Source organism: Arhodomonas aquaeolei DSM 8974 (assembly GCF_000374645.1).
In the GTDB taxonomy this organism is placed as follows: domain Bacteria; phylum Pseudomonadota; class Gammaproteobacteria; order Nitrococcales; family Nitrococcaceae; genus Arhodomonas; species Arhodomonas aquaeolei.
The window spans coordinates 263,364-287,855 of sequence record NZ_KB894801.1; the positions used below are offsets into that span (position 1 = coordinate 263,364).

At 70.4% G+C, this 24,492-nt stretch carries 21 protein-coding genes; 15 read left to right on the forward strand and 6 right to left on the reverse strand.

Annotated elements, in window-relative coordinates; all coding sequences use genetic code 11:
* Positions 1-50: 50 nt before the first annotated feature.
* Positions 51-959 (reverse strand): tRNA 2-thiocytidine(32) synthetase TtcA, encoded by a 909-nt coding sequence (gene ttcA, locus C516_RS0103500; RefSeq protein ID WP_256379692.1) that lies wholly within the window; start codon positions 957-959, stop codon positions 51-53.
* 9 nt (positions 960-968) lie between these two features.
* The gene (locus C516_RS0103505; RefSeq protein WP_018716982.1) at positions 969-2,414 is read right to left on the reverse strand and encodes a TrkH family potassium uptake protein; all 1,446 of its coding nucleotides are present in this window, start codon (positions 2,412-2,414) and stop codon (positions 969-971) included.
* Positions 2,415-2,576: 162 nt separating this feature from the next.
* Between C516_RS0103505 and C516_RS0103510 the strand changes: the two genes are divergently transcribed.
* The 4 genes from C516_RS0103510 (at position 2,577) to C516_RS18430 (ending at position 7,247) form a co-directional block, all read left to right on the forward strand.
* Entirely contained in the window at positions 2,577-3,362 is a 786-nt protein-coding gene (locus tag C516_RS0103510) for a GNAT family N-acetyltransferase (RefSeq protein WP_018716983.1), read from the forward strand.
* Positions 3,363-3,430: 68 nt separating this feature from the next.
* Positions 3,431-4,342 carry an AAA family ATPase gene (locus tag C516_RS18425; protein WP_018716984.1) on the forward strand — a complete coding sequence of 304 codons (912 nt, stop codon included), beginning with the start codon at positions 3,431-3,433 and terminating at the stop codon, positions 4,340-4,342.
* On the forward strand, positions 4,339-5,280 hold the full coding sequence (locus tag C516_RS0103520; RefSeq protein WP_018716985.1) for a DUF58 domain-containing protein: 942 nt from the start codon (positions 4,339-4,341) through the stop codon (positions 5,278-5,280). The genes C516_RS18425 and C516_RS0103520 overlap by 4 nt, the downstream gene beginning before the upstream one ends.
* Positions 5,277-7,247, forward strand: a complete 1,971-nt coding sequence (locus tag C516_RS18430) for a transglutaminase TgpA family protein (protein WP_018716986.1) — start codon at positions 5,277-5,279, stop codon at positions 7,245-7,247. The genes C516_RS0103520 and C516_RS18430 overlap by 4 nt, the downstream gene beginning before the upstream one ends.
* Here the strand turns inward: C516_RS18430 and C516_RS0103530 are convergent.
* The 3 genes from C516_RS0103530 to ppsR form a co-directional block, all read right to left on the reverse strand.
* Entirely contained in the window at positions 7,195-7,638 is a 444-nt protein-coding gene (locus C516_RS0103530; protein ID WP_018716987.1) for an Rrf2 family transcriptional regulator, read from the reverse strand. The two genes, C516_RS18430 and C516_RS0103530, sit on opposite strands and share 53 nt — an antisense overlap.
* Before the next feature lie 12 nt (positions 7,639-7,650).
* Complete coding sequence (locus tag C516_RS0103535; RefSeq protein ID WP_018716988.1) at positions 7,651-8,148, reverse strand: DUF1249 domain-containing protein; 498 nt, start codon at positions 8,146-8,148, stop codon at positions 7,651-7,653.
* Positions 8,149-8,378: 230 nt separating this feature from the next.
* The gene (gene ppsR, locus C516_RS0103540; protein ID WP_018716989.1) at positions 8,379-9,200 is read right to left on the reverse strand and encodes a posphoenolpyruvate synthetase regulatory kinase/phosphorylase PpsR; all 822 of its coding nucleotides are present in this window, start codon (positions 9,198-9,200) and stop codon (positions 8,379-8,381) included.
* Between the two features lie 136 nt (positions 9,201-9,336).
* On the opposite strand from ppsR, the gene ppsA reads away from it, so the two are divergent.
* The 11 genes from ppsA (at position 9,337) to C516_RS18440 (ending at position 22,833) form a co-directional block, all read left to right on the forward strand.
* On the forward strand, positions 9,337-11,721 hold the full coding sequence (ppsA, locus tag C516_RS0103545; protein ID WP_018716990.1) for a phosphoenolpyruvate synthase: 2,385 nt from the start codon (positions 9,337-9,339) through the stop codon (positions 11,719-11,721).
* Between the two features lie 226 nt (positions 11,722-11,947).
* Entirely contained in the window at positions 11,948-13,117 is a 1,170-nt protein-coding gene (locus C516_RS0103550; protein ID WP_018716991.1) for an MFS transporter, read from the forward strand.
* A 185-nt stretch (positions 13,118-13,302) separates the two neighbouring features.
* The gene (locus C516_RS18435) at positions 13,303-15,348 is read left to right on the forward strand and encodes a hypothetical protein (RefSeq protein WP_018716992.1); all 2,046 of its coding nucleotides are present in this window, start codon (positions 13,303-13,305) and stop codon (positions 15,346-15,348) included.
* Positions 15,349-15,380: 32 nt separating this feature from the next.
* Positions 15,381-15,998: a DUF1318 domain-containing protein gene (locus tag C516_RS0103560; RefSeq protein WP_018716993.1), complete on the forward strand. Its 618-nt coding sequence runs from the start codon at positions 15,381-15,383 to the stop codon at positions 15,996-15,998.
* A gap of 131 nt (positions 15,999-16,129) precedes the next feature.
* Positions 16,130-17,629, forward strand: a complete 1,500-nt coding sequence (locus C516_RS0103565; protein WP_018716994.1) for an FAD-linked oxidase C-terminal domain-containing protein — start codon at positions 16,130-16,132, stop codon at positions 17,627-17,629.
* 10 nt (positions 17,630-17,639) lie between these two features.
* Positions 17,640-18,707, forward strand: coding sequence for a glycolate oxidase subunit GlcE (glcE, locus tag C516_RS0103570; protein WP_018716995.1), 1,068 nt, complete (start codon positions 17,640-17,642; stop codon positions 18,705-18,707).
* A gap of 6 nt (positions 18,708-18,713) precedes the next feature.
* Positions 18,714-19,946, forward strand: a complete 1,233-nt coding sequence (gene glcF / locus C516_RS0103575; protein WP_018716996.1) for a glycolate oxidase subunit GlcF — start codon at positions 18,714-18,716, stop codon at positions 19,944-19,946.
* 8 nt (positions 19,947-19,954) lie between these two features.
* Positions 19,955-20,791 (forward strand): sulfurtransferase, encoded by an 837-nt coding sequence (locus C516_RS0103580; RefSeq protein WP_018716997.1) that lies wholly within the window; start codon positions 19,955-19,957, stop codon positions 20,789-20,791.
* A 45-nt stretch (positions 20,792-20,836) separates the two neighbouring features.
* Positions 20,837-21,262, forward strand: a complete 426-nt coding sequence (locus tag C516_RS0103585; RefSeq protein WP_018716998.1) for a PACE efflux transporter — start codon at positions 20,837-20,839, stop codon at positions 21,260-21,262.
* Positions 21,263-21,341: 79 nt separating this feature from the next.
* Positions 21,342-22,280 carry a D-2-hydroxyacid dehydrogenase gene (locus C516_RS0103590; protein ID WP_018716999.1) on the forward strand — a complete coding sequence of 313 codons (939 nt, stop codon included), beginning with the start codon at positions 21,342-21,344 and terminating at the stop codon, positions 22,278-22,280.
* The gene (locus C516_RS18440; protein ID WP_084594063.1) at positions 22,252-22,833 is read left to right on the forward strand and encodes a class I SAM-dependent methyltransferase; all 582 of its coding nucleotides are present in this window, start codon (positions 22,252-22,254) and stop codon (positions 22,831-22,833) included. The genes C516_RS0103590 and C516_RS18440 overlap by 29 nt, the downstream gene beginning before the upstream one ends.
* A 12-nt stretch (positions 22,834-22,845) precedes the next feature.
* On the opposite strand, the gene pgi is transcribed toward C516_RS18440, so the two are convergent.
* Positions 22,846-24,477 carry a glucose-6-phosphate isomerase gene (gene pgi, locus C516_RS18445; RefSeq protein ID WP_018717001.1) on the reverse strand — a complete coding sequence of 544 codons (1,632 nt, stop codon included), beginning with the start codon at positions 24,475-24,477 and terminating at the stop codon, positions 22,846-22,848.
* Positions 24,478-24,492: the final 15 nt, after the last annotated feature.

Genomic DNA, 24,492 nt, shown 5'->3' on the forward strand with positions numbered 1-24,492 from the left:
CTCTGGTCGACGCGATCACCGTCCCACCGCGCCGCCGCCCCCGGCCGCGCTTATCTGGCAGGCGCGCCGAAGGTTACCACGCCCGGCTCCCCGGCGCTCCCGCCCTGCTCCACCGCCGCCAGCGGGTCCTCTCCCCCGTCCGTGGCGGCCCCGTCGGCGCGCAGGCCATGGAAATCGAACAGGTCGGTATCGGCCAGCTGGGAGGGCTGCACGTTCTGCATCGCGCGCAGCATGCTCGTGAGCCGTTTCGGGTCCTCCGCCTCCCACTGCCTCAGCATCGCCTTCACCGCCTGGCGCTTTAGGTTGGGCTGGGAGCCGCAGAGGCTGCAGGGGATGATCGGGAAGCCCTTGAGCTCGCTGTAACGCTCCGCGTAGGACTCGGGTACATGGGCCAGCGGCCGGATCACCACGTGACGGCCGTCATTGCTCTTGAGCTTCGGGGCCATCGCCGCCAGCCGCCCACCATAGAACATATTCAGGAACAGCGTCTCGAGCATGTCGTCGCGGTGATGGCCAAGTGCGATCTTGGTCGCGCCGAGCTCCGAGGCGGTGCCGTAGAGGATGCCCCGGCGCAGCCGCGAGCACAGGCTGCACATGGTCTGGCCCTCGGGGATCACCCGCTTCACCGTACTGTAGGTATCACGCTCGACGATGCGGTAATCCACGCCGAGGCCGTCGAGATATGCCGGGAGCACGTGCTCGGGGAAGCCCGGCTGCTTCTGGTCGAGGTTCACCGCCACCAACTCGAAGCGCACCGGGGCCCGGCGCTGGAGCAGCCGCAGGACCTCCAGCAGGGTATAGGAGTCCTTGCCGCCGGAGAGGCAGACCATCACCCGGTCACCGTCCTCGATCATGCCGTACTCGCGGATCGCCTTGCCCGTGAGGTAGGTCAGGCGCCGCTCCAGGGTCTTGAGATTCATGGCCAACGTGTCAGATTCCGTTGTGTCGTTGACCGGCACGGGCACCGTTCAGTGGCGCCAGAACGCCGGCGTGAAGAGCACCATCAGGGTGAACACCTCGAGGCGGCCGAGCAACATGGCAAAGATGCCGAGCCACTTCACCATCTCCGGCATGCCCTTGAAGTTGCTCGCCACCTCTCCCAGGCCGGGACCGACCAGGTTGATGGTCGCCATCACCGCGCCGAACGCGCTCTCGAGGTCGAGCCCTGCCGCCATCATCAGGCCGGTGAGCACCAGTGAGGACAGCACGTAGAGGGTGTAGAAGCCCCACACGGAGTTCATCACGTTCTCGGCGACGGGCTTGCCGCCGAGCTTCACCGGCTGGGTGGCCCGGGGATGGATGAGCCGGAAGGTCTCCCGCGTACCCTGCTTGTAGAGCAGCACGATGCGGATGACCTTCATCCCGCCGGCGGTGGAACCGGCGCAGCCGCCGATGAAGCCCACCGCCGCGATCACCAGGGGGATGTAGACCGGCCAGTCGTTGAAGCCGGTGGTGGTGAAGCCGGTGGTGGTGATCACCGAGATCACCTGAAGTAGTGCGTGCCGCAGCGCCTCCCCGCCATTCGGGATCGCGCCCGTGACCACCAGGGTAACCGCGATCACCAGCGTCGCCACCGCAACGATGCCCAGGTACGCCCGTGTCTCCGTGTCCTGGAGGTAGCGCCGGGGGCTGCGGTAGCGCCACACGAAGAAGTGCAGCGCGAAGTTGATGCCGCCCAGCAGCATGAACACGTTCGCGACCATCTCGACGGCGACGCTGTCGTAATAGGCCAGACTCGCATCGTGGGTCGAATAGCCGCCGGTGGCGATGGTGCTGAAGGCATGGGCCACGGCGTCGAACGCCGACATGCCCGCGAGCCAGTAGCACACGGCACAGGCCACGGTGAGCCAGAGATAGACGTACCAGAGGGTGCGCGCGGTGTGCATGATCCGCGGGCTGATCTTGTCGTCCTTCATCGGCCCGGGCGTCTCGGCACGGTAGAGCGCCATACCGCCGACGCCGAGCATGGGGATGAGGGCGACGGCGAGCACGATCACACCCAGGCCGCCGAGCCACTGGAGCTGCTGGCGGTGGTAAAGCACCGACGGCGGCATGTTGTCCAGCCCGGTCATCACCGTCGCCCCGGTGGTGGTGAACCCGGAAACCGCCTCGAAGATCGCGTCGGTGAAGCCGAGGTGGGGGCCGAGCATGAACGGGATGGCGCCGAAGACGCCGAGCACGCTCCAGAACAGGGCCACCACCAGGAAGCCGTCCCGCGTGCGCAGCTCGCCGCGGTCGCCGCGCACCGGCAGCCACAGTGCCACGCCGGTCATGGCGGTGAGCGCGAAGGTCAGCAGGAAGATCACGACCTGCCCGTCACCGGCGATCAGCGCAACCATCGCCGGCGGCAGCGCGGTCACGCTGAACATCATGAGCAGCAGTCCGATCAGCTGCTGTATGGCTGCCCACTTCATCTCGACGCCGTCACACCCTGATTACCGGACGGGGGGCATTCTCGCTGCTGGCCGCCGTCATTGCCAGCGGTAAAGGAGATGACAACCTTCCGTCATGCCCCTGCCATGCGCCTGCGTCACCCTCGGCGGCAGTCACAACAGCGGGACACAGCGAGGTCCGAGATGGCCGCAACTACCCTGTCACGACGCGAGACCGGCCGCTTCACCGTGGACTGGGCGGACACCCCGGAGGCGGTCGAGGCCTGCCAGCGGCTGCGCTACCGCGTGTTCGCCGAGGAGCTCGGCGCCTCCGTGCACGCCGCCACCCCGGGGCTGGAGACGGACCGCTACGACCGCTGGTGCCGGCACCTGATGGTCCGCGACAATGCCAGCGGCGAGGTCGTCGCCTGCAGCCGCCTGCTCGACGACCACACCGCCAGGATGGCCGGCGGGTTCTACTCCGAGGCGGAGTTCGACATGGGCTTCGTCGGCGACCTGCCCGGACGCATCATGGAGCTGGGGCGTACCTGCGTCGACCCGGCATACCGCCGGGGCGCGAGTATCGCCACGCTCTGGTCCGGGCTCGCCGGCCACATCGTGGACGCCGGCTACGACTACCTTATCGGCTGCGCGAGCATCCCCGCCGGCGACGGCGGCCTCGCCACGGAGGCCCTGATGCGGCGCCTGCGCAGCCGCCACATGGCCCCCGAGCCCATGCGTGTACGCCCCCGGCACGGGATGCCGGCGCTGCCCGAGGGCGACCCCGTCACCATGGCGACGCGGGTGCCGCCGCTGCTCAAGGCCTACCTCTCACTCGGCGCGCGGATCTGCGGCGAGCCCTGCTGGGACCCGGATTTCCGGGTGGCGGACGTGTTCATCATCGTCGACACGCAGGCACTGTCCGCACGCTACGTGCGCCGTTTCCTCGGCATCGACGGCACCGCCATTCCCCACGCGGCCAGCGCCTGAGCGCGCTGCCCGCGCCGGCGGGGATATGCTATAACGCGGGGCTTTCGGAGCACGATGCCGGAGCCCCTATGGACCGACGGGTCGGGCGCGTCCTCGAGCGCGCCGGAGACATCATCCTCGGCAAGGATCACTCGATCCGACTGTCCCTCGCCTGCCTGCTGGCGGGCGGACACCTGCTCATCGAGGATCTTCCCGGCGTGGGCAAGACCACCCTCGCCCACGTCCTCGCCCGGCTGCTCGGACTGGAGATGCAGCGGGTTCAGTTCACCAGTGACCTGCTCCCCGCCGATATCCTCGGTGCCTCCATCTACGATCGCGAGGTCCGCGGTTTCCACTTCCACCCCGGGCCCGTGTTCACCCAGCTGCTGCTCGCCGACGAGATCAACCGCGCGACCCCGAAGACACAGAGCGCGCTGCTCGAGGCAATGGAGGAGCACCAGGTCACCGTGGACGGCACCACCCATGCGTTGCCGGCGCCGTTCTTCGTCATCGCGACCCAGAACCCCGCCGATCAGACCGGCACCTACCCGCTGCCGGAGTCCCAGCTCGACCGCTTCCTCATGAGCCTGGCCCTGGGCTACCCGGACCGCGCGGCCGAGCGCGAGCTGCTGCTGGGCGCGGACCGGCGGCAGCTGATCGACGCGGAGCCGCCGGTCCTCGGCGACGACGATCTGGACGACCTGCGAGCGGCCGTCCACCGCGTCCATGTCGCCGGTGCCCTGGTGGACTACGTCCAGGCACTGCTGCGCGCGACCCGTAACGGCGACCGCCCCGGCGGGCTATCCCCCCGGGCGGGCCTCGCGCTCATGCAGGCCGCCCGCGCCTGGGCATTCACCGGCGGGGACACGGCGGTGCTGCCGGAGCACGTCCAGGCGGTCTTCCCCCACGTCGCCGCCCACCGCCTCCAGCACCCCGGCGAGGGACTGGCCACGGCCCGCGAGCGCTGCGGCGCGCTGCTGGCGGACGTGCCGATCCCGTGATCGACCTCCCGCTGTGGCTCCGGGGCTGGCTGCGACGCCGCCACGGGGACACCCGCGCCCGGGTGACGCTCCACTACCGCCGGATCTACATCCTGCCCACGGCCCAGGGCTGGGGCTTCGCCGCCCTCGTGGTGGTGATGTGGCTGACCGCAACCAACTACCGGCTGAACCTCGGCTTCGCCCTGACCTACCTGCTCGTCGGTATCGGCGTGGCCGCCATGCACCGCAGCTACCGCAATCTCGCGGGCCTGACCCTGGAGCCGGGCAACCCGGGGGCACTCTTCGCCGGCGGCACCGCACGCTTTCCGGTCACCCTGATCAACGACACCCCGCGGGGACGAGTCGCCATCGCGCTCGACGCCGGCGACGCAAGCGTCGCCGAAGACGTCGGGCCTCATGACCAGACCGTCGTCCGCGTGCCCCGGCCGGCACCCCGCCGCGGCCGCCTCCCGGCCGGGCGCATCCGCGTGGCGACCCGCCATCCCGGCGGCCTCTTCCAGGCCTGGAGCTGGATCGAGCCGGACCGCTCCGCCGTCGTCTACCCCTTGCCGGAGGCGCACCCGCCGCCGCTGCCCGCCGGGCGAACCGGCGACGGCGGGACGGCCAGCGACACCTCCGAAGAGGACTACGCGGGCCTGCGCCGCTACCGTATTGGCGACCCGCTGCCGCGCATCGCCTGGAAGGCGAGCGAGTCCGCCGGCGAGCTCCACACCAAGGTGTTCTCCGGCACCCGCGGTGCCCAGCGCCGGCTCGCCTGGGGCGACGCCCCCGGACTCGCCCCGGAGGCGCGGATCGCGCGGCTCGCCGCCTGGATCGAGATGGCCCACGCACGGGGTGAGGCCTACACGCTGATCCTGCCCGGCTGCTCCCTCGGCCCCGGCCACGGTGAGCGCCACCGCCACGACTGCCTGACCGCACTGGCGCTGCTACCGTTATGAGCACAATCAGCGCCGTCGACCGCCGCACCCTGTTCTGGGCGATAGCCTTGATCGCCGGTGTCCTCGTCCCGCACCTGTTCGCCCTGCCGCCGGCGATATCCACGGCCATCGCCGCATTGCTCGGCTGGCGGCTGTGGATCGGTGTGCGCGGCTATCATCTGCCACGCCGGCTCACCCGTGTGGCCCTGACCGCCGCCGCCCTGGCCCTGGTCGCAGCGCAGTTCGCCACTGTCGTCGGGCCGGAGGCGGGCGTCGCACTACTCACCCTGATGGGGGCACTGAAGACACTGGAGATGCGTGGACGCCGCGATCTACGCATCGTCGCCTACCTCGCGGTGTTCCTTGCACTGACCGCCTTCCTCGATGACGAGTCGCTGCCCATGGGCGCCTATCTCCTGGCGACCGCCTGGGCGGCCACCGCGCTGCTCATTGCCGCCGGACGGGCGACGGGCGCCGGAATCGTCCGGGCGGACCTGCGTACCGCCGGTGCACTCACCGGGCAGGCGGTGCCGGTCATGCTGATCCTGTTCGCGCTCTTTCCACGCCTGCCGGGACCGTTATGGGCCCTTCCCGACGACGGCGGCACCGGGGTCACGGGCATCTCCGATACGATCCGCCCCGGCGACCTCAGCCGGCTCAGCCGCTCCGATGAGGTGGCCTTCCGGGTCCGCTTCCCCGACGGCCCGCCCCCACCGCCCGGGCAGCGCTACTGGCGGGGACCGGTGTTCGCCGCCTACGACGGTGTTACCTGGCGCCGGGGCGAGCGTCCACCGCGGACGGTCTCCGTCAGCCGCGACGGGCCGGTCCGCACCCAGGTGATCACCCTCCAGCCCCACCGGCAGCGCTGGCTCTACGCCCTGGACCTGCCCGGCGACGTCAGCGCGGAGGTGCAGCGCACGCCGGCGCTGGAATACCTCGCTGACGAGCCGGTCGCCTCGCTGCGCCGCTACCGCGCCCGCTCCTTCACCCCCGGGCGCGTCGAGCCGGACATGTCCGCACGCGTGCGACAGCGCTATACGGGCCTGCCGGCGAACGCGCATCCGCGCACCCGCGCCCTCGCCCGGCGCCTGCACGACCGCGCGGCGGGTACCGCCGGGTTCGTCGACGCCGCGCTGGCGTGGCTGCGCCAGCGCCCGTTCGTGTACACGCTGAGCCCCGGCCGCCTCGACGGCGGCCGCATCGACCGTTTCCTGTTCGATACCCGTCGTGGTTTCTGCGAGCACTTCGCCAGTGCCTTCGCCGTGCTGATGCGTGCCGGCGGGGTGCCGGCCCGGCTGGTGGCCGGGTACCTGGGCGGCGGGCGTCCGGACGGGGCGGATTACCTGGTGGTCCGCCAGTCCGACGCCCATGCCTGGGTGGAGGTATGGCTGCCCGGTGACGGCTGGCAGCGCATCGATCCGACCGTGGCCGTCGCCCCGGCCAGGGCCAGTGACGGGCTGGCGGCGTCGGTCCCGGCGGACGATCCGGTACCGCTCATGGCGCGCGGCGGCGATGGCGGTGTGCTGCGCGCGATGCGACTGGCTTGGGAGCAGGTCGACGTGATGTGGAACCGCTGGGTGCTGACCTACGGCCCGCGGGCCCAGCAGGGACTGTGGCAGCGCCTCGGCCTGACCCGGCCGTTGACCGTAGGGCTCGGCGTACTGGGGGCCCTTGGCGCCGTTGCGGCCGTCTATGCGCTCTGGGGCCTGCATCGCCGACGGGCGGCGGAGGATCCGCTATCGCGGGCCTGGCGCCGTATCCGCGCCCGTCTCCTGCGCGCGGGCATCCCCCTGGAAGCGGGGGACGGTCCGCATACGGTGGCACGGCGGGCCGATGACGCCGATGAGGCGCTGGGTGCCGTGGTCGCCGCACTCGCGCGCGACTACGTCCGGCTTCGCTACCGCGAACGCGGCGACACCGCCGAGCGTGCCGCGTTCATCCACCGGGCCCGGCGCTTTCGCGCACGTCCTCTTCGAGGGCGGCGATGATCGCCGGGTCCGCAGCGAGCGTCTCCAGGGTGATGCCGTCAAGCAGGGTATAGAGCTGGCCGGATAGCTCCGACCACAGGTCGTGGGTGAGGCACTGGGCCGCTGCGTCGTCGTCGGCGGCGCCATCGCCACCGGCCGGATCCACGGCGCTAACCACCGCCGCGACGCTGATTCCGGAGGCCGGCCGTGCCAGCCGGTAACCGCCCCCCGGGCCGCGCACACCGGTCACCAGGCGCGCACGGCGCAGCGCGGCAAAGAGCTGCTCGAGGTAGGAAAGCGAAATGCCCTGCTCCGCGCCAAGCTCCGCCAGGCTCGTCCGCCCGCCGGGCTCGCGCAGGGCGAGCACCGTCATCGCCGTGACCGCATAGCGTGCCTTGGAGGTCAGCCGCACCGCCGGCTCCGGTCAGACGCTCCAGCGCCGTGCCAGCGGCCGGTACGCCGGGGGTTCGCCGAGCACCGGCATGAACGAGTGGCCCTCGCCCAGACAGTACCGCAGCCAGCGGTTCAGGAACCGGTTCACCTCCCAACGCCAGGCCATGCTGCCCGTCTCGGGCCCGCGACAGTCGCGGCGGAAGCCGCTCAGGCACGAGTCCGGCAGGACTTCCGCGACTCGGGCATCGTGGTAGATGCGGACCCGCAGATCCGGCGTCACCTCGGCGGTATCCCCGCGATGGAAGTGATGGGTCAGCACCACGCTCGTGGTGTAGGCGCAGCGCTCGACCACCCGTAGATGCAGATCGGGGGTGCCGGGCACGCGGGAGACCACGCAGTCGCCATTGCGGTCCGGTTCCGGGAGGAGCCGGCGCATGTAGATGTAGTTGTTCTCATAGAGCTCCATCAGCGCGGCGAAGCTGCGCTCGCCACGGGAAGCCGGAACGGTTTGCGGGGTCTCGATCATCATGTCGCGGATAGTATCACAGCGCCCCAGCGTGCATGTCCCACCGGAGGCCGGCTCCCCCGGCGTCACCCGGGTCGGTGCCGACCGTTGCCGTCCGTCGTCGGCATACGGCCACACCGGCGGGCGCTGGGCACCCCGCACCCCGAAGCACCCCGGAGGCCGTACCACTGCCGCACCGTAAGGCGCCTTCGATCAGCTCGCCCTATAGGTTAAGTGGAAAGCCACGCCGTTTTTTAATAAAGTCGCCGGCGCAGCTGCCGGTTATGGATGATCGTGGTCGCGATCTCCTCGATGGACATCGCGGTGGTGTCGGCCATCGGCAGCTTCTCGCGCTCGAACAGGCCCTCGGCCCGGGCGACCTCGTACTGACACTGGCGCAGCGAGGCGTAACGGCTGTCCGGACGGCGCTCCGAGCGGATCCGCGAGAGACGGTCCGGACGGATGGTCAGCGCGTAGAGCTTGCGTCGGTGCGGGCGGATGATGGAGGGTAAGCGCCCGCCGAGGAGGTCCTCCTCCGTGAGCGGGTAGTTGGCGGCATAGATGCCGTACTGCAGCGCGAGGTAGATGCAGGTGGGCGTCTTGCCCGAACGCGAGACGCCGACGAGGATGACATCGGCCTGATCGTAGTGACGCACCACCGCCCCGTCGTCGTGCGAGAGCGCGTAGTTCATGGCGTCGATGCGCACATCATAGCGCTGATTGTCGATCATGCCGTGGGAACGCCCGATGGTATGGCTGGAACGCTCACCGAGCTCCTGCTCCATGGGGGCGATGAAGGTGTCGAAGAAGTCGAAGACCAGCGCATCGACGTGCTGCAGGTGCTCGCGGATCTCCGGGGCGATGACGGTGCTGAACACAATGGAACGCAGGCCGTTGACGCGATTGGCCTCCTCGACACGCCGAACCGCCTGGTCGGCGCGCTCGGGGCTGTCCGTGAACGGCAGCGTAATATGATCGAACTCGTCGTTGAATTGCGTAAGCAGGCTGTGGCCGAGTGTCTCGGCGGTAATGCCGGTTCGGTCGGAGATGAAGAATACGGCGCGTTTTCCTGCCATCCTCGCCTCGCGGGGGTTGGTTGATCGTGCGCGATCACCTTAAACGCGCCGTGGCGCCGGCGGAAGCCCGCGGGGCCCGCCACCGCGGCGTCGGCGTCCCGTACGCAGCCGGTCTGACAATCTGGGAGGCATTACATTGACCGAATACGTTGTCTGGTTCGAGTCCCTGGGCATGCAAGACGTCGACCGCGTCGGCGGCAAGAACGCATCCCTCGGGGAGATGATCAGCCATCTCGCCGCCGCCGGCGTCCAGGTGCCGGGAGGCTTCGCCACCACTGCCGGCGCGTACTGGAAATTCCTTGATGACAGCGGTCTGCGCTCGCGCATCAACGACGAGCTGGAAGGCCTCGACGTCGACGACGTCGAGCAGCTCATGGCCGTGGGCGCGCGGATCCGCAAGATGATCGTGGAGACGCCCTTCCCCGCCGAGCTCGAGGAACAGATCACCGCCGCCTACCGCGACCTCGAGAAACGCGTGGGCAAGTCGGATATGGCGGTCGCCGTGCGCTCCTCCGCCACCGCCGAGGACCTGCCGGACGCCTCCTTCGCCGGCCAGCAGGAGACCTTCCTCAACGTGCGCGGGCTCGACAACGTCCTCCTCGCGATCAAGGACGTCTTTGCTTCGCTGTTCAATGACCGCGCGATCTCCTACCGCGTCCACCAGGGCTTCGAGCACGAGCAGGTCGCCCTGTCGGCGGGCATCCAGGAGATGGTGCGCTCCGACGTCGGCGCCGCCGGCGTGATGTTCACCATGGACACCGAGTCCGGCTTCCGCGACGTGGTGTTCATCACCTCGTCCTACGGCCTCGGCGAGACCGTGGTCCAGGGTGCGGTGAACCCGGACGAATTCTACGTGCACAAGTCCACGCTGGAGGCCGGCCGCCCGGCGATCCTGCGCCGCATCCTCGGCGGCAAGGCCATCAAGATGGTCTACAGCGGCGAGACCGGTCACGGCAAGAGCGTGCACACCGTCGAGGTCGCTGAGGGCGAGCGCAACCGCTACTCCCTCACCGACGCCGACGTCGAGGACCTCGCCCGCCAGGCGCTGATCATCGAGAAGCACTACGGCCGGCCCATGGACATCGAGTGGGGCAAGGACGGCGAGACCGGCCGGCTATACATCCTCCAGGCCCGCCCGGAGACGGTGAAGAGCCGCGACGGCGGCCAGGTGCTGCAGCGCTATCAGCTCAAGGAGCGCGGCCGCGTGGTCGCCACCGGCCGCGCCATCGGCCAGCGCATCGGCGCCGGTCGCGCCCGGGTCGTCGACAGTATCGACGACATGCACAGCGTCGCCCCCGGCGACGTCCTCGTCACCGACATGACCGACCCCGACTGGGAGCCGATCATGAAACGCGCCGCGGCGATCGTGACCAATCGCGGCGGACGGACCTGCCACGCAGCGATCATCGCCCGCGAGCTCGGCATCCCGGCGGTGGTCGGTGCCGGCGATGCCACCGAGCGCATCACCGACGCCCAGGACGTCACGGTATCCTGCGCCGAGGGCGATACCGGCTATATCTACGAGGGCCGCAAGGACTTCGAGATCAAGGAGATCAGCCTGGAGAACATGCCTGATCTGCCGTTCAAGATCATGATGAACGTCGGCAACCCGGACCGCGCCTTCGACTTCGCCCACCTGCCCAACGCGGGCATCGGCCTGGCGCGGCTGGAGTTCATCATCAACCGCATGATCGGCATCCACCCGCGGGCGCTGCTGGAGTTCGACCAGCAGAGCGCGGACATGCAGGCGGTGATCCGCAACCAGATGGCCGGCTACGACGACCCGGTGCAGTTCTACGTGGACAAGCTCGCGGAGGGCATCTCCACGCTGGCCGCGGCGTTCTGGGACAAGCCGGTGATCGTGCGCATGTCGGACTTCAAGTCCAACGAGTACGCCAACCTCATCGCCGGCACGCAGTACGAGCCGGACGAGGAGAACCCGATGATCGGGTTCCGCGGCGCCTCGCGCTACATTTCGGACACCTTCCGGGCCTGCTTCGAGCTGGAGTGCCGCGCACTCAAGAAGGTGCGCGACGAGATGGGACTGACCAACGTCTGGATCATGATCCCGTTCGTGCGCACCGTCGACGAGGGCCAGCAGGTGGCGGACCTGCTCGCCGAGAACGGTCTCAGGAAGGGCGAGAACGGCCTCAAGCTCATCATGATGTGCGAGGTGCCCTCCAACGCCGTGCTCGCCGATGAGTTCCTCGAGATCTTCGACGGCTACTCCATCGGCTCCAACGATCTCACCCAGCTCACGCTGGGCCTGGACCGCGATTCCAGCCTCGTAGCCGAGCGCTTCGACGAGCGCGACCCGGCGGTCAAGGCGATGCTCCACATGGCCATCCAGGCCGCCCGGCGCAAGGGCAAGTACGTGGGCATCTGCGGCCAGGGCCCGTCGGACCATCCGGACCTCGCCCGCTGGCTGATGGACGAGGGCATCGAGAGTGTCTCCCTCAACCCGGACTCGGTGGTGGAGACGTGGCTGTTCCTGGCCGGCAAGGAAGCCCCGACAGGCTGACCCGCCCCTGGCGACAGACCGCGCCGGCCCTTCCGGGGCCGGCGCGCGCCTTATCTCCGTTCCACGGGCCGTATCGAGCCGAACCCACCCGCCGCACAGGCGTATCCGCGACACGCCCGGACTCGATGCCCTGATCGTGCGCATGATCGAGTAGCCTGCTTATAATCACACCCGCCGGCCGCCCCCGCGCGACCGGCATCCGATCGACCGGCATCCGGAGCCACCCATGGACGCTGCCACCACAACCGCCACCGCCCCGGAGCGGACGCACACCGTCCGCCTCACCGGAATGAGCTGGGCCCATTTCCTCAACGACGGCGCGGCCAACTACCTGCCCGGCGTGCTGCCGGCGATCCTGGTATCGCTGAATCTCTCCGTCGCCCTCGCCGGGACGATCATGGCCGCCCTGTTGATGGGCCAGGCGCTGCAGCCGCTGGTGGGGCTGCTCGCCGACCGCCTCGGCGGCCGGGTCATGATCGCGCTGGGACTCGCGGGCTCGTCGCTCGGCGGCGCACTGGTTGGGCTGACCACCAGCTTCTGGACCCTGGTCGCCGTACTGGTCCTGATCGGCATCTCCAACTCGTTCTTCCATCCCCAGGCGCTGGCCGGTGTGCGCCGCCTCGGCGGCGACCGGCCGGGCACCGCAATGTCGGTATTCCTGGTCGGCGGCGAGGTTGGCCGCGGCGTGTGGCCGGCGATCGCGAGCTGGGTCGTCGTGGAGTGGGGTCTGGGCTATCTGTGGGTGCTCGCGCTGCCCGCCCTGCTCACCCTGCCTTTCCTCTTCGGCCTGGCGCCGCACCTGCCTCCGCGCACACCGGACGCCACGCCGATCCAATGGCGTCGTCACATCGGGCCACTGTCACGGCTGGTGGCGTTCTCGGCGCTGCGCTCGCTCGTGATCCTGTCCGTGGTGACCTACGTGCCGTTGATGTGGACCGGTGCAGGCGGCTCGCTCACCACCGGCGCCAGCTTCATCACCGTCATGCTGGTGATCGGGGTCATCGGCAACGTCAGCGGCGGACGGCTTTCGGACCGGGTCGGGCGCCGGCCGCTGCTGATCGGCGCGATGACCGTGTCGGTGGCCATGCTCGCCGCCTTCCTGCTCGCGGACGGCGTGTGGCTCTGGATCGCCCTCGGCGTGCTCGGCATCTGCCTGTTCGCCACCCTGCCGCTGGGTATCCTCATCGCCCAGGACATCCTGCCGGAGAACCGCTCCCTGGGATCGGGACTGGCACTGGGGCTGTCGAACGGCCTGGCGGCGCTGGGCGTCATGGCCCTGGGCCCGGCGGCCGCCGCCTGGGGGCCGGCGGCGCCGCTGTGGATCGCGCTGGCCGGCGGTGCGGTCACCGTGCCCCTGGCAACGGGTCTGCCGGAGCACACGCGCCAGGCCGCCTGACGGGTAACGGCGCCGCGTCGCGGGTACGTACACATCACCGGTAATCGCCGGCCGCCTTCGGGTAGCCGGCCCACCGCTGCGGGCACCCGCGCAGGCCGTGCACCACGCTCCCCCTTCACCGGGCCGTGACACCAGGCGCACGGGCCACGATGATGGGGCCTCAGGGGTCAATCGGAGCCAGTTCTATGCCGCCGGGGCGCCTGCGTCACGGCCTCGCCGCCGTGCTCCTGTGCATAGCCACCGTCAGCAGCGCCGTCGAGACGTTCGCCGTCGACGTCGGCCGCGCGGCCGTGGGCGGCGCCGTCGTCCACGGGATACGGCTGAGCTACGGGCTCGGCGACGGCGCCCTGACCGTGAACATCGACCGCCTCGACCTGCCCGGCGACCAGCCACCGGTCAGGGACGTGCGGATCGACTGTCCGGCGGCACGGCTGGCCCCGGACCGCGTCACCTGCGCCGACGCCCGGTTGAGCGCGAGCTGGGCACCGGTCGGCACTGTCGCCGCCGATGCGGCGGCCACCTGGCGCCGGGACACCGGTACACTGGACGTCACCCTGCCCTCGCTCCCGGTCGGCGGCTCCGGCCTCCGGGTCGCCGCACACTACGGCCCGGGCGGCTGGCGGGTGAACGCCCAGGGCAACGGCCTGGCGCCGGGCGCCATTCTCGCCCTCGCCGGCGATGCGGTTCGTGGCTGGCAGGCCGGCGGCGGCACCGTCTCGGTCAACGCCACGTTCTCCGGCGACGCCGCCGGTGTACTGCGCACCGCCGGCGAGATCGTGCTGGAAGGGCTGTCAGGCGGCAGCGCGAGCGGCCTGCAGGCCGCCGAGGGCGTAACGGGCCGCCTGTCCTGGGCGGCACGCGGCGGCGACGGCGACTGGTTCGGCCAGACGGAGGCGGCGCTCGACGGCGGGCAGGTCTACAGCGACCCGGTCTTCGTGGACCTCGCCGCACACCCACTGACCCTGCGGACCGACCTCACGGTCCCCGAGACGCTCGACAGCGTCCATCTCTCCCGGCTGCGCGTGGATCAGCCCGGCCTCGTCAGCGGTCAGGGCACCCTTACCTGGGCGAGCGGCCGGGGCATCGTCGCCGCGGACGTCACGCCGTTGACCTTGAGCCTGCCGGCGGCCTATGCCACGTATGCACGCCCGTTCCTCACCGGCGGCGGCTTCCCCGAGGTGGCCGGCGACGGCAACGCCACGCTTCGCGCGGCGTTCGCCGACGGGGTACTCCGGAGCGTGAACCTGCGCCTCTCCGGCGTCGGGCTCGACGGTGCCGACTACCGGCTCAACGGCCTCGACGCCCGGCTGGATTGGCGGGCCGGCGACCTCGACGCGCCTGCGGCGAGCCGCCTGAGCGTGCAGGGGGGCAGCCTCCACGGCGTCCCGGTCGGGGCGTTCGACGCACGGGCCCTGCTCCACGGCGATGGCGGCAGGCTCCTTGCGCCCCTGCGCGTCCCCATCGCGGACGGCGCGCTGGCGGTGGAGCGGCTCGCGCTATCCGGGCTCGCCGGCGATAACCCCGCCGCCGCCCTGGACGCGCGGGTGACCCCCATCAGCCTCGGCCCGGTGACCCAGGCCCTGGGCTGGCCGCGGTTCGGCGGCACCCTCTCCGGCGAGCTGCCGACCCTGCGCTACGCCAACGGCACCGCGAGCGTCGCCGGGACCCTGCGCATCGAGGCCTTCAAGGGCCTCATCCGCCTCCAGGACCTGGTACTCTCCGACCCCTTCGGTGTGGCCCCCCGGCTTACCGGGGAGCTGACGGCGCAGGGCCTCGACCTGGAGACGCTGACGACGGCGTTCGAGTTCGGCCGCATCACCGGCACGCTGGAGGGCCGCGTCACCGGGCTGCGCCTGGTGGGCTGGCAGCCCGCCGCCTTCGACGCCTGGTTCCACACGCCGGTGGACGACCCGGTACCCCACCGGATCAGCCAGCGGGCGATCGAGGCCCTGTCAAGCATCGGCGGCAGCGGCGCGGCCGGGGCCCTGTCCCGCGGCCTGCTCAGCGTGTTCGACGCCTTCGGCTACGCCCGCCTCGGGCTCGGCTGCCGCCTCTCGGGCGATGTATGCCTGATGCGGGGCGTCGGCCCGGCGGAGAACGGCTACTACATCGTCGAGGGCGCGAGCGTCCCCCGCGTGGACGTGATCGGGCACGTCGACCGGGTCAGCTGGTCGACGTTCATCCGCCAGCTCGCAGGCGTCACCGCCGGCGGCGCACCGGTGGTAGAGTAGACCCGACGCCACGACGACGAAGGAGACCCGCCGTGACCGCGATCAAGCGCCTGGGCCTCGTGCCGCTGTTCATGCTGCTCGCCGCCTGTGTGACCATCAATGTGTACTTCCCGGCGGTCGCCGCGGAGAAGGCCGCCGACCGCATCATCAAGGACGTCTGGGGCCCGGAGGACGGTGCCCCGCCGACGCGCGAGCAGGCCCCGGAGGGGGACGACACCCAGGGGCGAGCCCCCGGAGCGGAACGTCCCCTGGCGATACGCCTGCTCGACACGCTGATCACCCCCGCCCACGCCCAGGAACCACGCATCGACATCTCCTCACCCGCGGTCAAGCGCCTGACCGCGAGCATGGAGAAGCGCTTCTCCCGGCTGCGTCCCTACTACGAGTCCGGTGCCGTCGGGCTCACCCGGGACGCCCTGGTCGCGGTGCGTGACCTCAACAGTGTGCCGCTCGCCGAGCGGGGCAGCGTCCGCCAGCTCGTCTCCGCGGAGAACGCGGACCGCAACGCCCTGTACCGTGAAATCGCCGTGGCCAACGATCACCCCGAATGGGAGCAGCGCATCCGCGGGGTCTTCGCGGAGCGCTGGGTGCGCAACGCCCGGGACGGCTGGTACTACCAGAACGACGGCGGCAAGTGGGTCCGCAAATGACCCGCCGACGGCCCTGCTGACGGGCCCGCCTCCCCGAGCCGCCGCCGACGCCCGTGCCCGATGCACGGGCGTTTTCCTTTCGGCACCCCGGTCTGCTATGGTGCATTGGTCAGACCAATGGAGGAGAGGTCATGGCAGCGCCGTCCCGTTACCGTGACGAAGACACCCGTTTCTCCGTCGACCGCGACGACCTGATCACGCGGCTCTCGGCGATACTCCCCGGCGAGGGACTGATTGTCCACGAGGCGGGCCTGCGCGCCTACGAGTGCGACGGCCTGTCCGCCTATCGCCAGCTGCCGCTGGTGGTGGCCGTGCCCGAGACCGTCGAGCAGGTTCAGGCCGTGCTCCGGCTGGCCAGCGAGTGGGACGTCCCCGTGGTCGCCCGGGGCTCCGGCACCAGCCTCTCCGGCGGCGCCCTGCCCCATCCGCAGGGCATCCTGCTGTCGCTGGGCAAGTTCAACCGCATCCTGTCAGTGGACGCACAACGGCGCATCGCGCGGGTCCAGCCCGGCGTGCGCAACCTTGCGATCTCCGAGGCCGCCGCCCCCCACGGGCTGTACTATGCACCGGATCCCTCCTCCCAGATCGCCTGCTCCATCGGCGGCAACGTCTCCGAGAACGCCGGCGGCGTGCACTGCCTGAAGTACGGGCTGACCGTGCACAACGTCCTCGAGGTGACCGCAGTGACCATCGACGGCGAGCTGGTAACCATCGGCTCGGAGGCCCCGGACACCCCCGGCTATGACCTGCTGGCGCTGATGCACGGTTCCGAGGGCATGCTCGCGGTGATCGTGGAGATCGCCGTGAAGCTTCTGCCCGAGCCGCCGACGAAATCCGTGCTCATGGCCTCGTTCGACGACGTCGAGCACGGCGGCCACGCGGTCGCGGCGATCATCGCCGCCGGCGTGATCCCGGGCGGACTGGAGATGATGGACGGCCCGGCGATCCAGGCGGCGGAGGACTTCGTCCACGCCGGCTACGACACCGGGGCCGCCGCCATCCTCATCTGCGAGCTCGACGGCACCGACGCCGAGGTTGCCGACCAGCTCGAAAGCGTCCAGGCACTGATGCGCGAGCACGGCGCCACGCGCATCCAGGTCGCCGCGGACGACGCCGAGAAGGCCCGCTTCTGGGCCGGTCGCAAGGCCGCGTTCCCGGCCGTCGGGCGCATCTCGCCGGATTACTACTGCATGGACGGCACCATCCCCCGCCACCAGCTCGCCCACGTGCTCCGGCGCATCCGCGAGCTCTCCTCGGAGTACGGGCTCGGCGTGGTCAACGTCTTCCATGCCGGCGACGGCAATCTCCATCCCCTCATACTCTTCGACGGCAACCGTCCCGGCGAGCTCGAGACCGCGGAGCGCCTCGGCGGCGAGATCCTCACCCTGTGCGTCGAGGTGGGCGGCACGGTCACGGGCGAGCACGGCGTGGGCATGGAGAAGATCAACGAGATGTGCGTCCAGTTCCGCACTGCGGAGCTCAACCAGTTCCACGCGGTAAAGCATGCCTTCGACCCCCGGGGACTGCTCAACCCCGGCAAGGCGGTCCCGACGCTGGCGCGCTGTGCGGAATTCGGCGCCATGCATGTGCACAACGGGGAACTGCCCCATCCGGAACTCGAGCGATTCTGAGGAGCATGCCATGGAGACCGGCGAGGACCGGACCGAGTACATTGCCGAGGCCGTCCGCGACGCCGCGGCCGCATCCCGCGCGCTGTCCATCGCCGGCAGCGGCAGCAAGGCCTTCTATGGACGCACGCCGACGGGCACGACGCTGGACGTCTCCAGCCACCGGGGTATCGTCAACTATGCCCCCACCGAGCTGATCCTGACCGCCCGGGCGGGCACCCCGCTCGCGGAGATCGAGGCCGCGCTCGCCGGGCAGGGTCAGATGCTGCCCTTCGAGCCGCCTCACTTCGGTGGCGGCGGCACCCTCGGCGGCGCTGTCGCCGCCGGCCTCGCCGGCCCCCGGCGGCCTTTCACCGGGGCCGTGCGCGACATGGTGCTCGGCCTGCGCCTGGTGAACGGCAATGGGGAGGTCCTGCACTTCGGCGGCGAGGTCATGAAGAACGTCGCCGGCTACGACCTCTCCCGTCTCAACACTGGCGCGCTGGGCACCCTCGGCGTGATCCTGGAGGTCACGGTCAAGGTCCTGCCGCGGCCGGAGACCGAGGCCAGTGTGCGCCTCGAGCTCCCTGCCGAGGCGCTCCACGGCGCCGTCGAGGGCTGGCTGCGCCAGGGCGTGCCGGTCTCCGCCGCCGTTCACGACGGCGAGGCCGCGCTGCTGCGGCTCTCCGGCACCCATTCCGGCGTCGAGCAGGGCCTGGCCCGCGTCGGCGGTGAGGCCCTGGCGGACGCGGCGACGGTCTGGGCCGACTGGCGGGATCACCGCCATCCCTTCTTCGCGCGCACCGACACGCCCCTGTGGCGGATTGCGCTGCCACCGGGGCAACAGCCGGAGGGTCTGCCCGGCGAAGCCGTCACGGACTGGGCGGGCCAGCAGCTGTGGCTACGCACCGACGCCGACACGGCCGCGGTACGTGGCCCGGTCACCGCCCGTGGCGGCCACGCCGCGCTGTTCGCCGGCGGCGACCGCGACAGCGACGTCTTTCAGCCCCTGTCGCCGGTCCTCATGCGGGCGCACCGGCGCGTGAAGCAGGCATTCGACCCCGGGGCGATCCTCAACCCCGGTCGGCTGTATCCGGAGTAAGCGACCATGCAGACCCAACTCGCCGACTTCATCCGCGACACCGAGGCCGGCCAGGAGGCGGACGCCATCCTGCGCAAGTGCACGCACTGCGGTTTCTGCCTGGCCAACTGCCCCACCTACCGGCTATGGGGCGACGAGCTCGACAGCCCCCGCGGGCGCATCTACCAGGTGAAGCAGGTACTGGAGGGCGCAGAGCCCACCGAAAGCCTTCAGACCCACCTGGACCGCTGCCTCACCTGCCGGGCCTGCGAGACCACCTGCCCGTCCGGCGTCGAGTACGGACGTCTCGCCGACCTGGGTCGCGAGATCGTCGAGCGCGAGGTGCCGCGCCCGGTGTCCACACGCGCGCTGCGCTGGGCGCTGCGCGTCGTGCTGCCGCGACGGCAGCTGTTCTCCGCGCTCCTCGGCATCGGCCGTACGGTACGGCCGCTGGTGCCGCAGCCCCTGCGCTCGAAGATCCGCCCGCGCCGCACCGCCCCGGCCTGGCCGCAGGCGACCCGCGAGCGCACGGTGCTGATGCTGGAGGGCTGCGTCCAGCCGGCCCTCGATCCCGTGATCAACCCGCAGACCGCGCGGGTCGCCGACGGTCTCGGCTTCCAGGTGATCCGTACGCCGGAGGCCGGCTGCTGCGGCGCCGTCAACCAGCATCTCGGCGACGTGGACACGGCGAAAGACCAGGCGCGGCGGAACATCGACGCCTGGTGGCCCCACGTCGAGGCCGGCGCCGGGGCGATCATCGTCAACGCCAGCGGCTGCGGTGCGCAGGTCAAAGACTACGGCCACCTCCTCGCCGGCGACCCGGACTATGCCGAGCGTGCCGAACGCGTCAGCACCCTGGCCGTGGATCCGGTGGAATTCCTGGAACACTGGCAGGCGGAGCTGCGCCCTGCCGCAGACGCACCGCGGCGCATCGCCTTCCAGAGCCCCTGCACCCTGCAGCACGCCCAGGGCCTCGGCGGCCGGGTCGAGGCCCTGCTGGGGGCGGTGGGCTTCGAGCTGACCCCGGTGGCGGACCCGCACATCTGCTGCGGCTCCGCCGGCACCTACTCGGTGCTGCAGCCAGAGACCGCCAAGACCCTGCGCCAGCAGAAGCTCGATAACCTCAACGCGGGGGCACCGGAGCTCATCGCAACGGCCAACATCGGCTGCCTCACGCACCTGGACGAGGCCAGCGATATCCCCGTGCGCCACTGGCTGGAGCTTGTTACAGTCGAGGGCCAACCCGCCACGGAGGCCTGAACCCAGTCATGGCGAACAAGCGTCTGCCCCTGCTCGTCGAGCCCGAGACACTGGCCGAATCCCTGGACACGCCGGGCCTGCTGATCGTGGACCTCTCGGACGCGGACGCCTACGAGCGCGCCCACATCCCGGGCGCGGTGCACCTGCGCTACAGCGACATCCTGCGCCAGGAAGGCAACGCCAAGGGGCTGATGGCGGACGTGGACACGCTGTCACGGGTCCTCTCCGGGCTCGGCATGCGCTCGGACTGCCACGTGCTCGCCTGCGACAACGAGGGCAACGGGCGGGCTTCCCGGTTCCTGTGGACGCTGGACGCCCTGGGCCACCATGACTACTCCCTGCTCGACGGCGGCATGCGTGCCTGGGTTGCCGACGGGTATGCCACCGAGAGCGGTCCCTCGCCGTCTGTGCCCCCGAGCGAGTATCACGCGGCGCTCGCCAACCCCGATGTAGTCGCGGACAAGGCGTTCATGCTCGAGCATGTGAACGACGACAACACCGTGATCCTCGATGCGCGGTCGCCCGCCGAGTACGCGGGCGAGGACGTGCGCGCGGCCCGCGGTGGGCATATCCCCGGCGCCGTGAACCTGGAGTGGACCGAGGTCATGGATCCCCAGCACGACTCCCGGCTGCTGCCGCCGGAGGCCCTCCGCGAGATGCTCAAGGACCGCGGTGTGACGCCGGACCGGGAGGTGATCACCCACTGCCAGACCCATCACCGCTCGGGGCTGACGTTCTTCGTGATGCGCTATCTCGGTTACCCCCGGGTCCGCGGCTACGCCGGTTCCTGGTCCGAGTGGGGCAACGACCCGGACGTGCCGATCACCGCCGGCGATCGCCCCTGATCCCCCGCCGCCCCGGGCGGCCCGTCATCGTCGCGGAGATCGACCATGCGTTCCGTCGCGGACCGTATCCGTCATGCCGTACTCTTCGAGCTTATCGGGGTGCTTATCGTAAGCCCTCTCGCCGGCTGGCTGTTCGAGGCCCCCGTTCACCGCGTGGGCGCGCTCGCCGTGGGCATATCCCTTTTCGCCACGGTGTGGAATTACGTCTACAACCTCGCCTTCGACCATGCCCTGCGCCGGTTCACGGGCCGTGTCTACAAGACCCCGGGCGAGCGCATCTGGCACGCCCTTGCCTTCGAGCTGGGCATGCTCGTGATCACCCTCGTGCCGGTAATGTGGTGGATGGACTACACGCTGTCGGCGGCGCTGACCATGAACGTCGCGCTGATGCTCTTCTATCTGGTGTACACGTACCTCTACAACCTGGCCTACGATCTGATCTTCCCGATCCCGGCACACCCGCAGGCGTGACCACTACATCCGGCATGGACACGCCAGGCGTCTGCGCTATGCTGGGCGTCGTTCCATTCACCCGAGCGGGAGGCCACCGATGAACCGCGCGCTGATCCTCTCCGAGGATGCCGACGTCTATAACGATCTGCTCCAGGGTACCGAGCTGCCCGGGCTGACGCTCCACGTCGCGACCGACGCCGACCAGGGCCGTGCGCTCGCGCCGGAGTGCGACATCATCCTCGGCAAACCCGCGCTGGTGGCGCAGGTCCTGGACGCGGCCGACCGCCTGAGCTGGGTGCAGTCCACCTTCGCCGGCGTCGACGCCCTGCTCGAGGACGGGCTGCCCCGTGGCTACACCCTCACCGGCGTGAAGGACGTGTTCGGCCCGCTGATGAGCGAATACGTGCTCGGCTGGCTCATTGCCCTGGAACGCCAGTTCTTCGCCCTGCGCGAGCAGCAGCGCGGGCACGTGTGGGCCGAGCGTCAGTACCGCGGCCTCGGCGGGCGGACCATGGGCATCGCGGGCCTCGGCTCCATCGGCCAGCACATCGCCGGCACCGCGAACCACTTCGGCCTCGATGTGATCGGCTACAAGCGCCGCGCGAGCGATGTCCCCGGCGTGCGCCGCGTCTACGCCGGCGACGAGTGGGGTGAGTTCCTTGAAGGGCTCGACTACCTCGTGCTGACACTGCCGGACACACCGGAGACTCACCACCTCGTCGACGCCGAGGCATTGAAGCGCCTGCCAGCGCGCGCCTGGGTGGTCAACGTGGGCCGCGGACCGCTGATCGACAGCGAAGCCCTCGCCGAGGCCCTGCGCGACGGGCACATCGCCGGGGCCGTGCTCGACGTCTTCGAGACCGAGCCGCTACCGGCGGACAGCCCGCTTTGGGACCTGGAGAACTGCTACGTGACCCCCCACGTGGCTGCCGAGAGCTTCCCGGAGGACATCGTGGAGATCTTCCGCCGCAACTACGCCAGATACCGGGACGGCGAGGCGCTCGACTATGTCATCGACTTCGCACGCGGGTACTGACCCCGTCCGGACCTTCGCCCGCCAGGCCCAGCGGACACTGCTGGTGGGCGAATGGTTCGACGCCCTGCGCCTGGGCCACGGTTCGACGGTGGCCGACCTCGGCTGCGGCGGCGGCTACGTTGCGCTGCGCGCCGCCGAGCGCGTCGGCGCCACCGGCACGGTATACGCCTTCGACCGCGATCCGGAGGCCATCGAGCTGCTGCGGCGCACCGCCGCACTGCACCAGCTCCACCACCTCCATGCCGCGGTGGCGGATGTCGCCGCCCTCACCGCTCTGCCGGCGCCGGTGGAGGCGGCACTGCTGACCATGGTCCTTCACCACGCCGACGACCCCGGCGCCTTTCTCGCCCACCTCCGCGGATTGCTGGCCGACGACGCCCGTCTACTGGTGGCCGAGTTCGCACCGGACGGCCCCGGGCTCGTCGGCCCCGGGCTCGCCTCGCGTATGGGCCCGGCGCACCTGAACGAGCTAGCCACTACCGCCGGCTTCGATATGGACTGGGTGGAACGTCAAACCGCCGAACACTGGTTCGGCGTGCTCACGCCGCGCTGACCGCAGCGTATCCTACCCGTCCCCGCCGCGCAGCCACGCCACCAGCCCGGCGGTGGAACCGTCCAGATCCTGCCGAACCGTGTCGCTGCCAAGGCATGCCCGAAGGTCACCCGCCAGGCGCTTGCCCAGCTCCACGCCCCACTGGTCGAAGGGGTTGATCCCCCAGATCGTCGCCTCGACGAAGATACGGTGCTCGTAGAGCGCAACCAGCCGGCCGAGGTGTCCGGCGTCGGCGCGACGCATCAGAAGCGTGTTGGACGGCCTGTCCCCGACATGGGTCCTATGCGCCAGCAGGAGCCGCCGTCGTTCCGGCTCCAGCTCCGCCATGCCCTCCTCTGCCACCAGGCTCTCCGGGGCGACACCGCACATCAGCGCCCGGGACTGAGCGAGACAGTTGGCGAGGAGCTCGCGCCGGTGCGCCGGGGCGTCACGCCCGTCCTCCATGGCGCAGATGAACTCCGCCGGCACTACCTGGGTACCCTGGTGCAGGAACTGGTAGAAGGCATGCTGACCGTCGATGGCGGACCGCCCCCAGAGCACCGCCGCGGTGCCGGTCCCCGCCGGGGTGCCGTCGACGGTCACGGACTTGCCGTTACTCTCCATCACCGCCTGCTGAAGGTACGCGGGAAGCCGGCGCAGGCGCCAGTCGTAGGGCAGCACGACCTGGCTGGCCGCACCGAGGACCGTCGTGTTCCAGACGTTCACCAGTGCTAGCAGCACCGGCAGGTTACCGGCAAGGGGCATATCGCGGAAATGCCGGTCCATCGCCGCACCGCCGGCAAGGAACTCACGGAAGACCGCCGTACCGGCGGCAATCATCACCGAGACGCTGACCGCGGACCACACCGAATAGCGGCCGCCGACCCAGTCCCACAGGGGGAAGGTCCGGCCAACCTCGAGGCCGGCGTCGGCGAGGCGCTCCGGCTTCCCGGTCACGCCGACGAAATGGTGCGTCAGGGCCGGATCGCGCCCCAGTCGTGCGGCGAACCAGGACAGGGCGGTACCGGCGTTGAGGAGCGTCTCCCGCGTGCCGCCGCTCTTGGTCGCAACCACCACCAGCGTGGTCGCAGGATCGAGGCCGGCGAGGACCGTACGCAGGGCCTGGGCGTCGGCACTGGAGACGAAATGCAGCCGCGGACCGTCGTTCTCCGGTGACAGTACGACATCCGCCAGCAGCCGCGGCCCCAGGTCGGAGCCGCCGATACCGATGTGGATCACATCGGTGAAGGCACGGCCATCCGCCCCGGTGACCGTGCCGTCCCGCACGCCGGCGGCGAAGGCCTCCATCTGTCCGAGACAGTCCGAGACCGGCCGCGAGACCCCAGCGTGATCCGCGATCTCCGGCGTACGCAGCGCCGCGTGCAGCGCGGCGCGCTCCTCCGTCGGATTGACGACGTCGCCGGCGAACATGGCGTCCCGGCGCGCCGGCACGTCCCGCGCCCGCGCCAGCGCCAGTAACGCCTCCAGGGCGGCCACGTCCAGCCGGTTCTTGGAGAAATCCACCAGCAGCCCGTTTTCACGCCGGCTGAAGCGCTCGAAGCGTTCGGGATCCGCCTCGAACAGCGCGTCGATACGGCACTCGGCGAGCCGCCGGTGATGGGACGCCAGCTGCTGCCATGCCGGGTCCTGTTCCAGTGGGCGCATCGATCCCCTCCTGCT

Coding starts and splice junctions, on each gene's coding strand:
- C516_RS0103565 (WP_018716994.1), top strand. CDS start 16,130: ATGGCAGCGCCGTCCCGTTACCGTGACGAAGACACCCGTTTCTCCGTC.
- C516_RS18430 (WP_018716986.1), top strand. CDS start 5,277: ATGAGCACAATCAGCGCCGTCGACCGCCGCACCCTGTTCTGGGCGATA.
- C516_RS0103580 (WP_018716997.1), top strand. CDS start 19,955: ATGGCGAACAAGCGTCTGCCCCTGCTCGTCGAGCCCGAGACACTGGCC.
- C516_RS0103585 (WP_018716998.1), top strand. CDS start 20,837: ATGCGTTCCGTCGCGGACCGTATCCGTCATGCCGTACTCTTCGAGCTT.
- glcF (WP_018716996.1), top strand. CDS start 18,714: ATGCAGACCCAACTCGCCGACTTCATCCGCGACACCGAGGCCGGCCAG.
- C516_RS0103510 (WP_018716983.1), top strand. CDS start 2,577: ATGGCCGCAACTACCCTGTCACGACGCGAGACCGGCCGCTTCACCGTG.
- ppsR (WP_018716989.1), bottom strand. CDS start 9,200: ATGGCAGGAAAACGCGCCGTATTCTTCATCTCCGACCGAACCGGCATT.
- pgi (WP_018717001.1), bottom strand. CDS start 24,477: ATGCGCCCACTGGAACAGGACCCGGCATGGCAGCAGCTGGCGTCCCAT.
- C516_RS18435 (WP_018716992.1), top strand. CDS start 13,303: ATGCCGCCGGGGCGCCTGCGTCACGGCCTCGCCGCCGTGCTCCTGTGC.
- C516_RS18425 (WP_018716984.1), top strand. CDS start 3,431: ATGGACCGACGGGTCGGGCGCGTCCTCGAGCGCGCCGGAGACATCATC.
- glcE (WP_018716995.1), top strand. CDS start 17,640: ATGGAGACCGGCGAGGACCGGACCGAGTACATTGCCGAGGCCGTCCGC.
- C516_RS0103535 (WP_018716988.1), bottom strand. CDS start 8,148: ATGATGATCGAGACCCCGCAAACCGTTCCGGCTTCCCGTGGCGAGCGC.
- C516_RS0103590 (WP_018716999.1), top strand. CDS start 21,342: ATGAACCGCGCGCTGATCCTCTCCGAGGATGCCGACGTCTATAACGAT.
- C516_RS18440 (WP_084594063.1), top strand. CDS start 22,252: ATGTCATCGACTTCGCACGCGGGTACTGACCCCGTCCGGACCTTCGCC.
- C516_RS0103505 (WP_018716982.1), bottom strand. CDS start 2,414: ATGAAGTGGGCAGCCATACAGCAGCTGATCGGACTGCTGCTCATGATG.
- C516_RS0103550 (WP_018716991.1), top strand. CDS start 11,948: ATGGACGCTGCCACCACAACCGCCACCGCCCCGGAGCGGACGCACACC.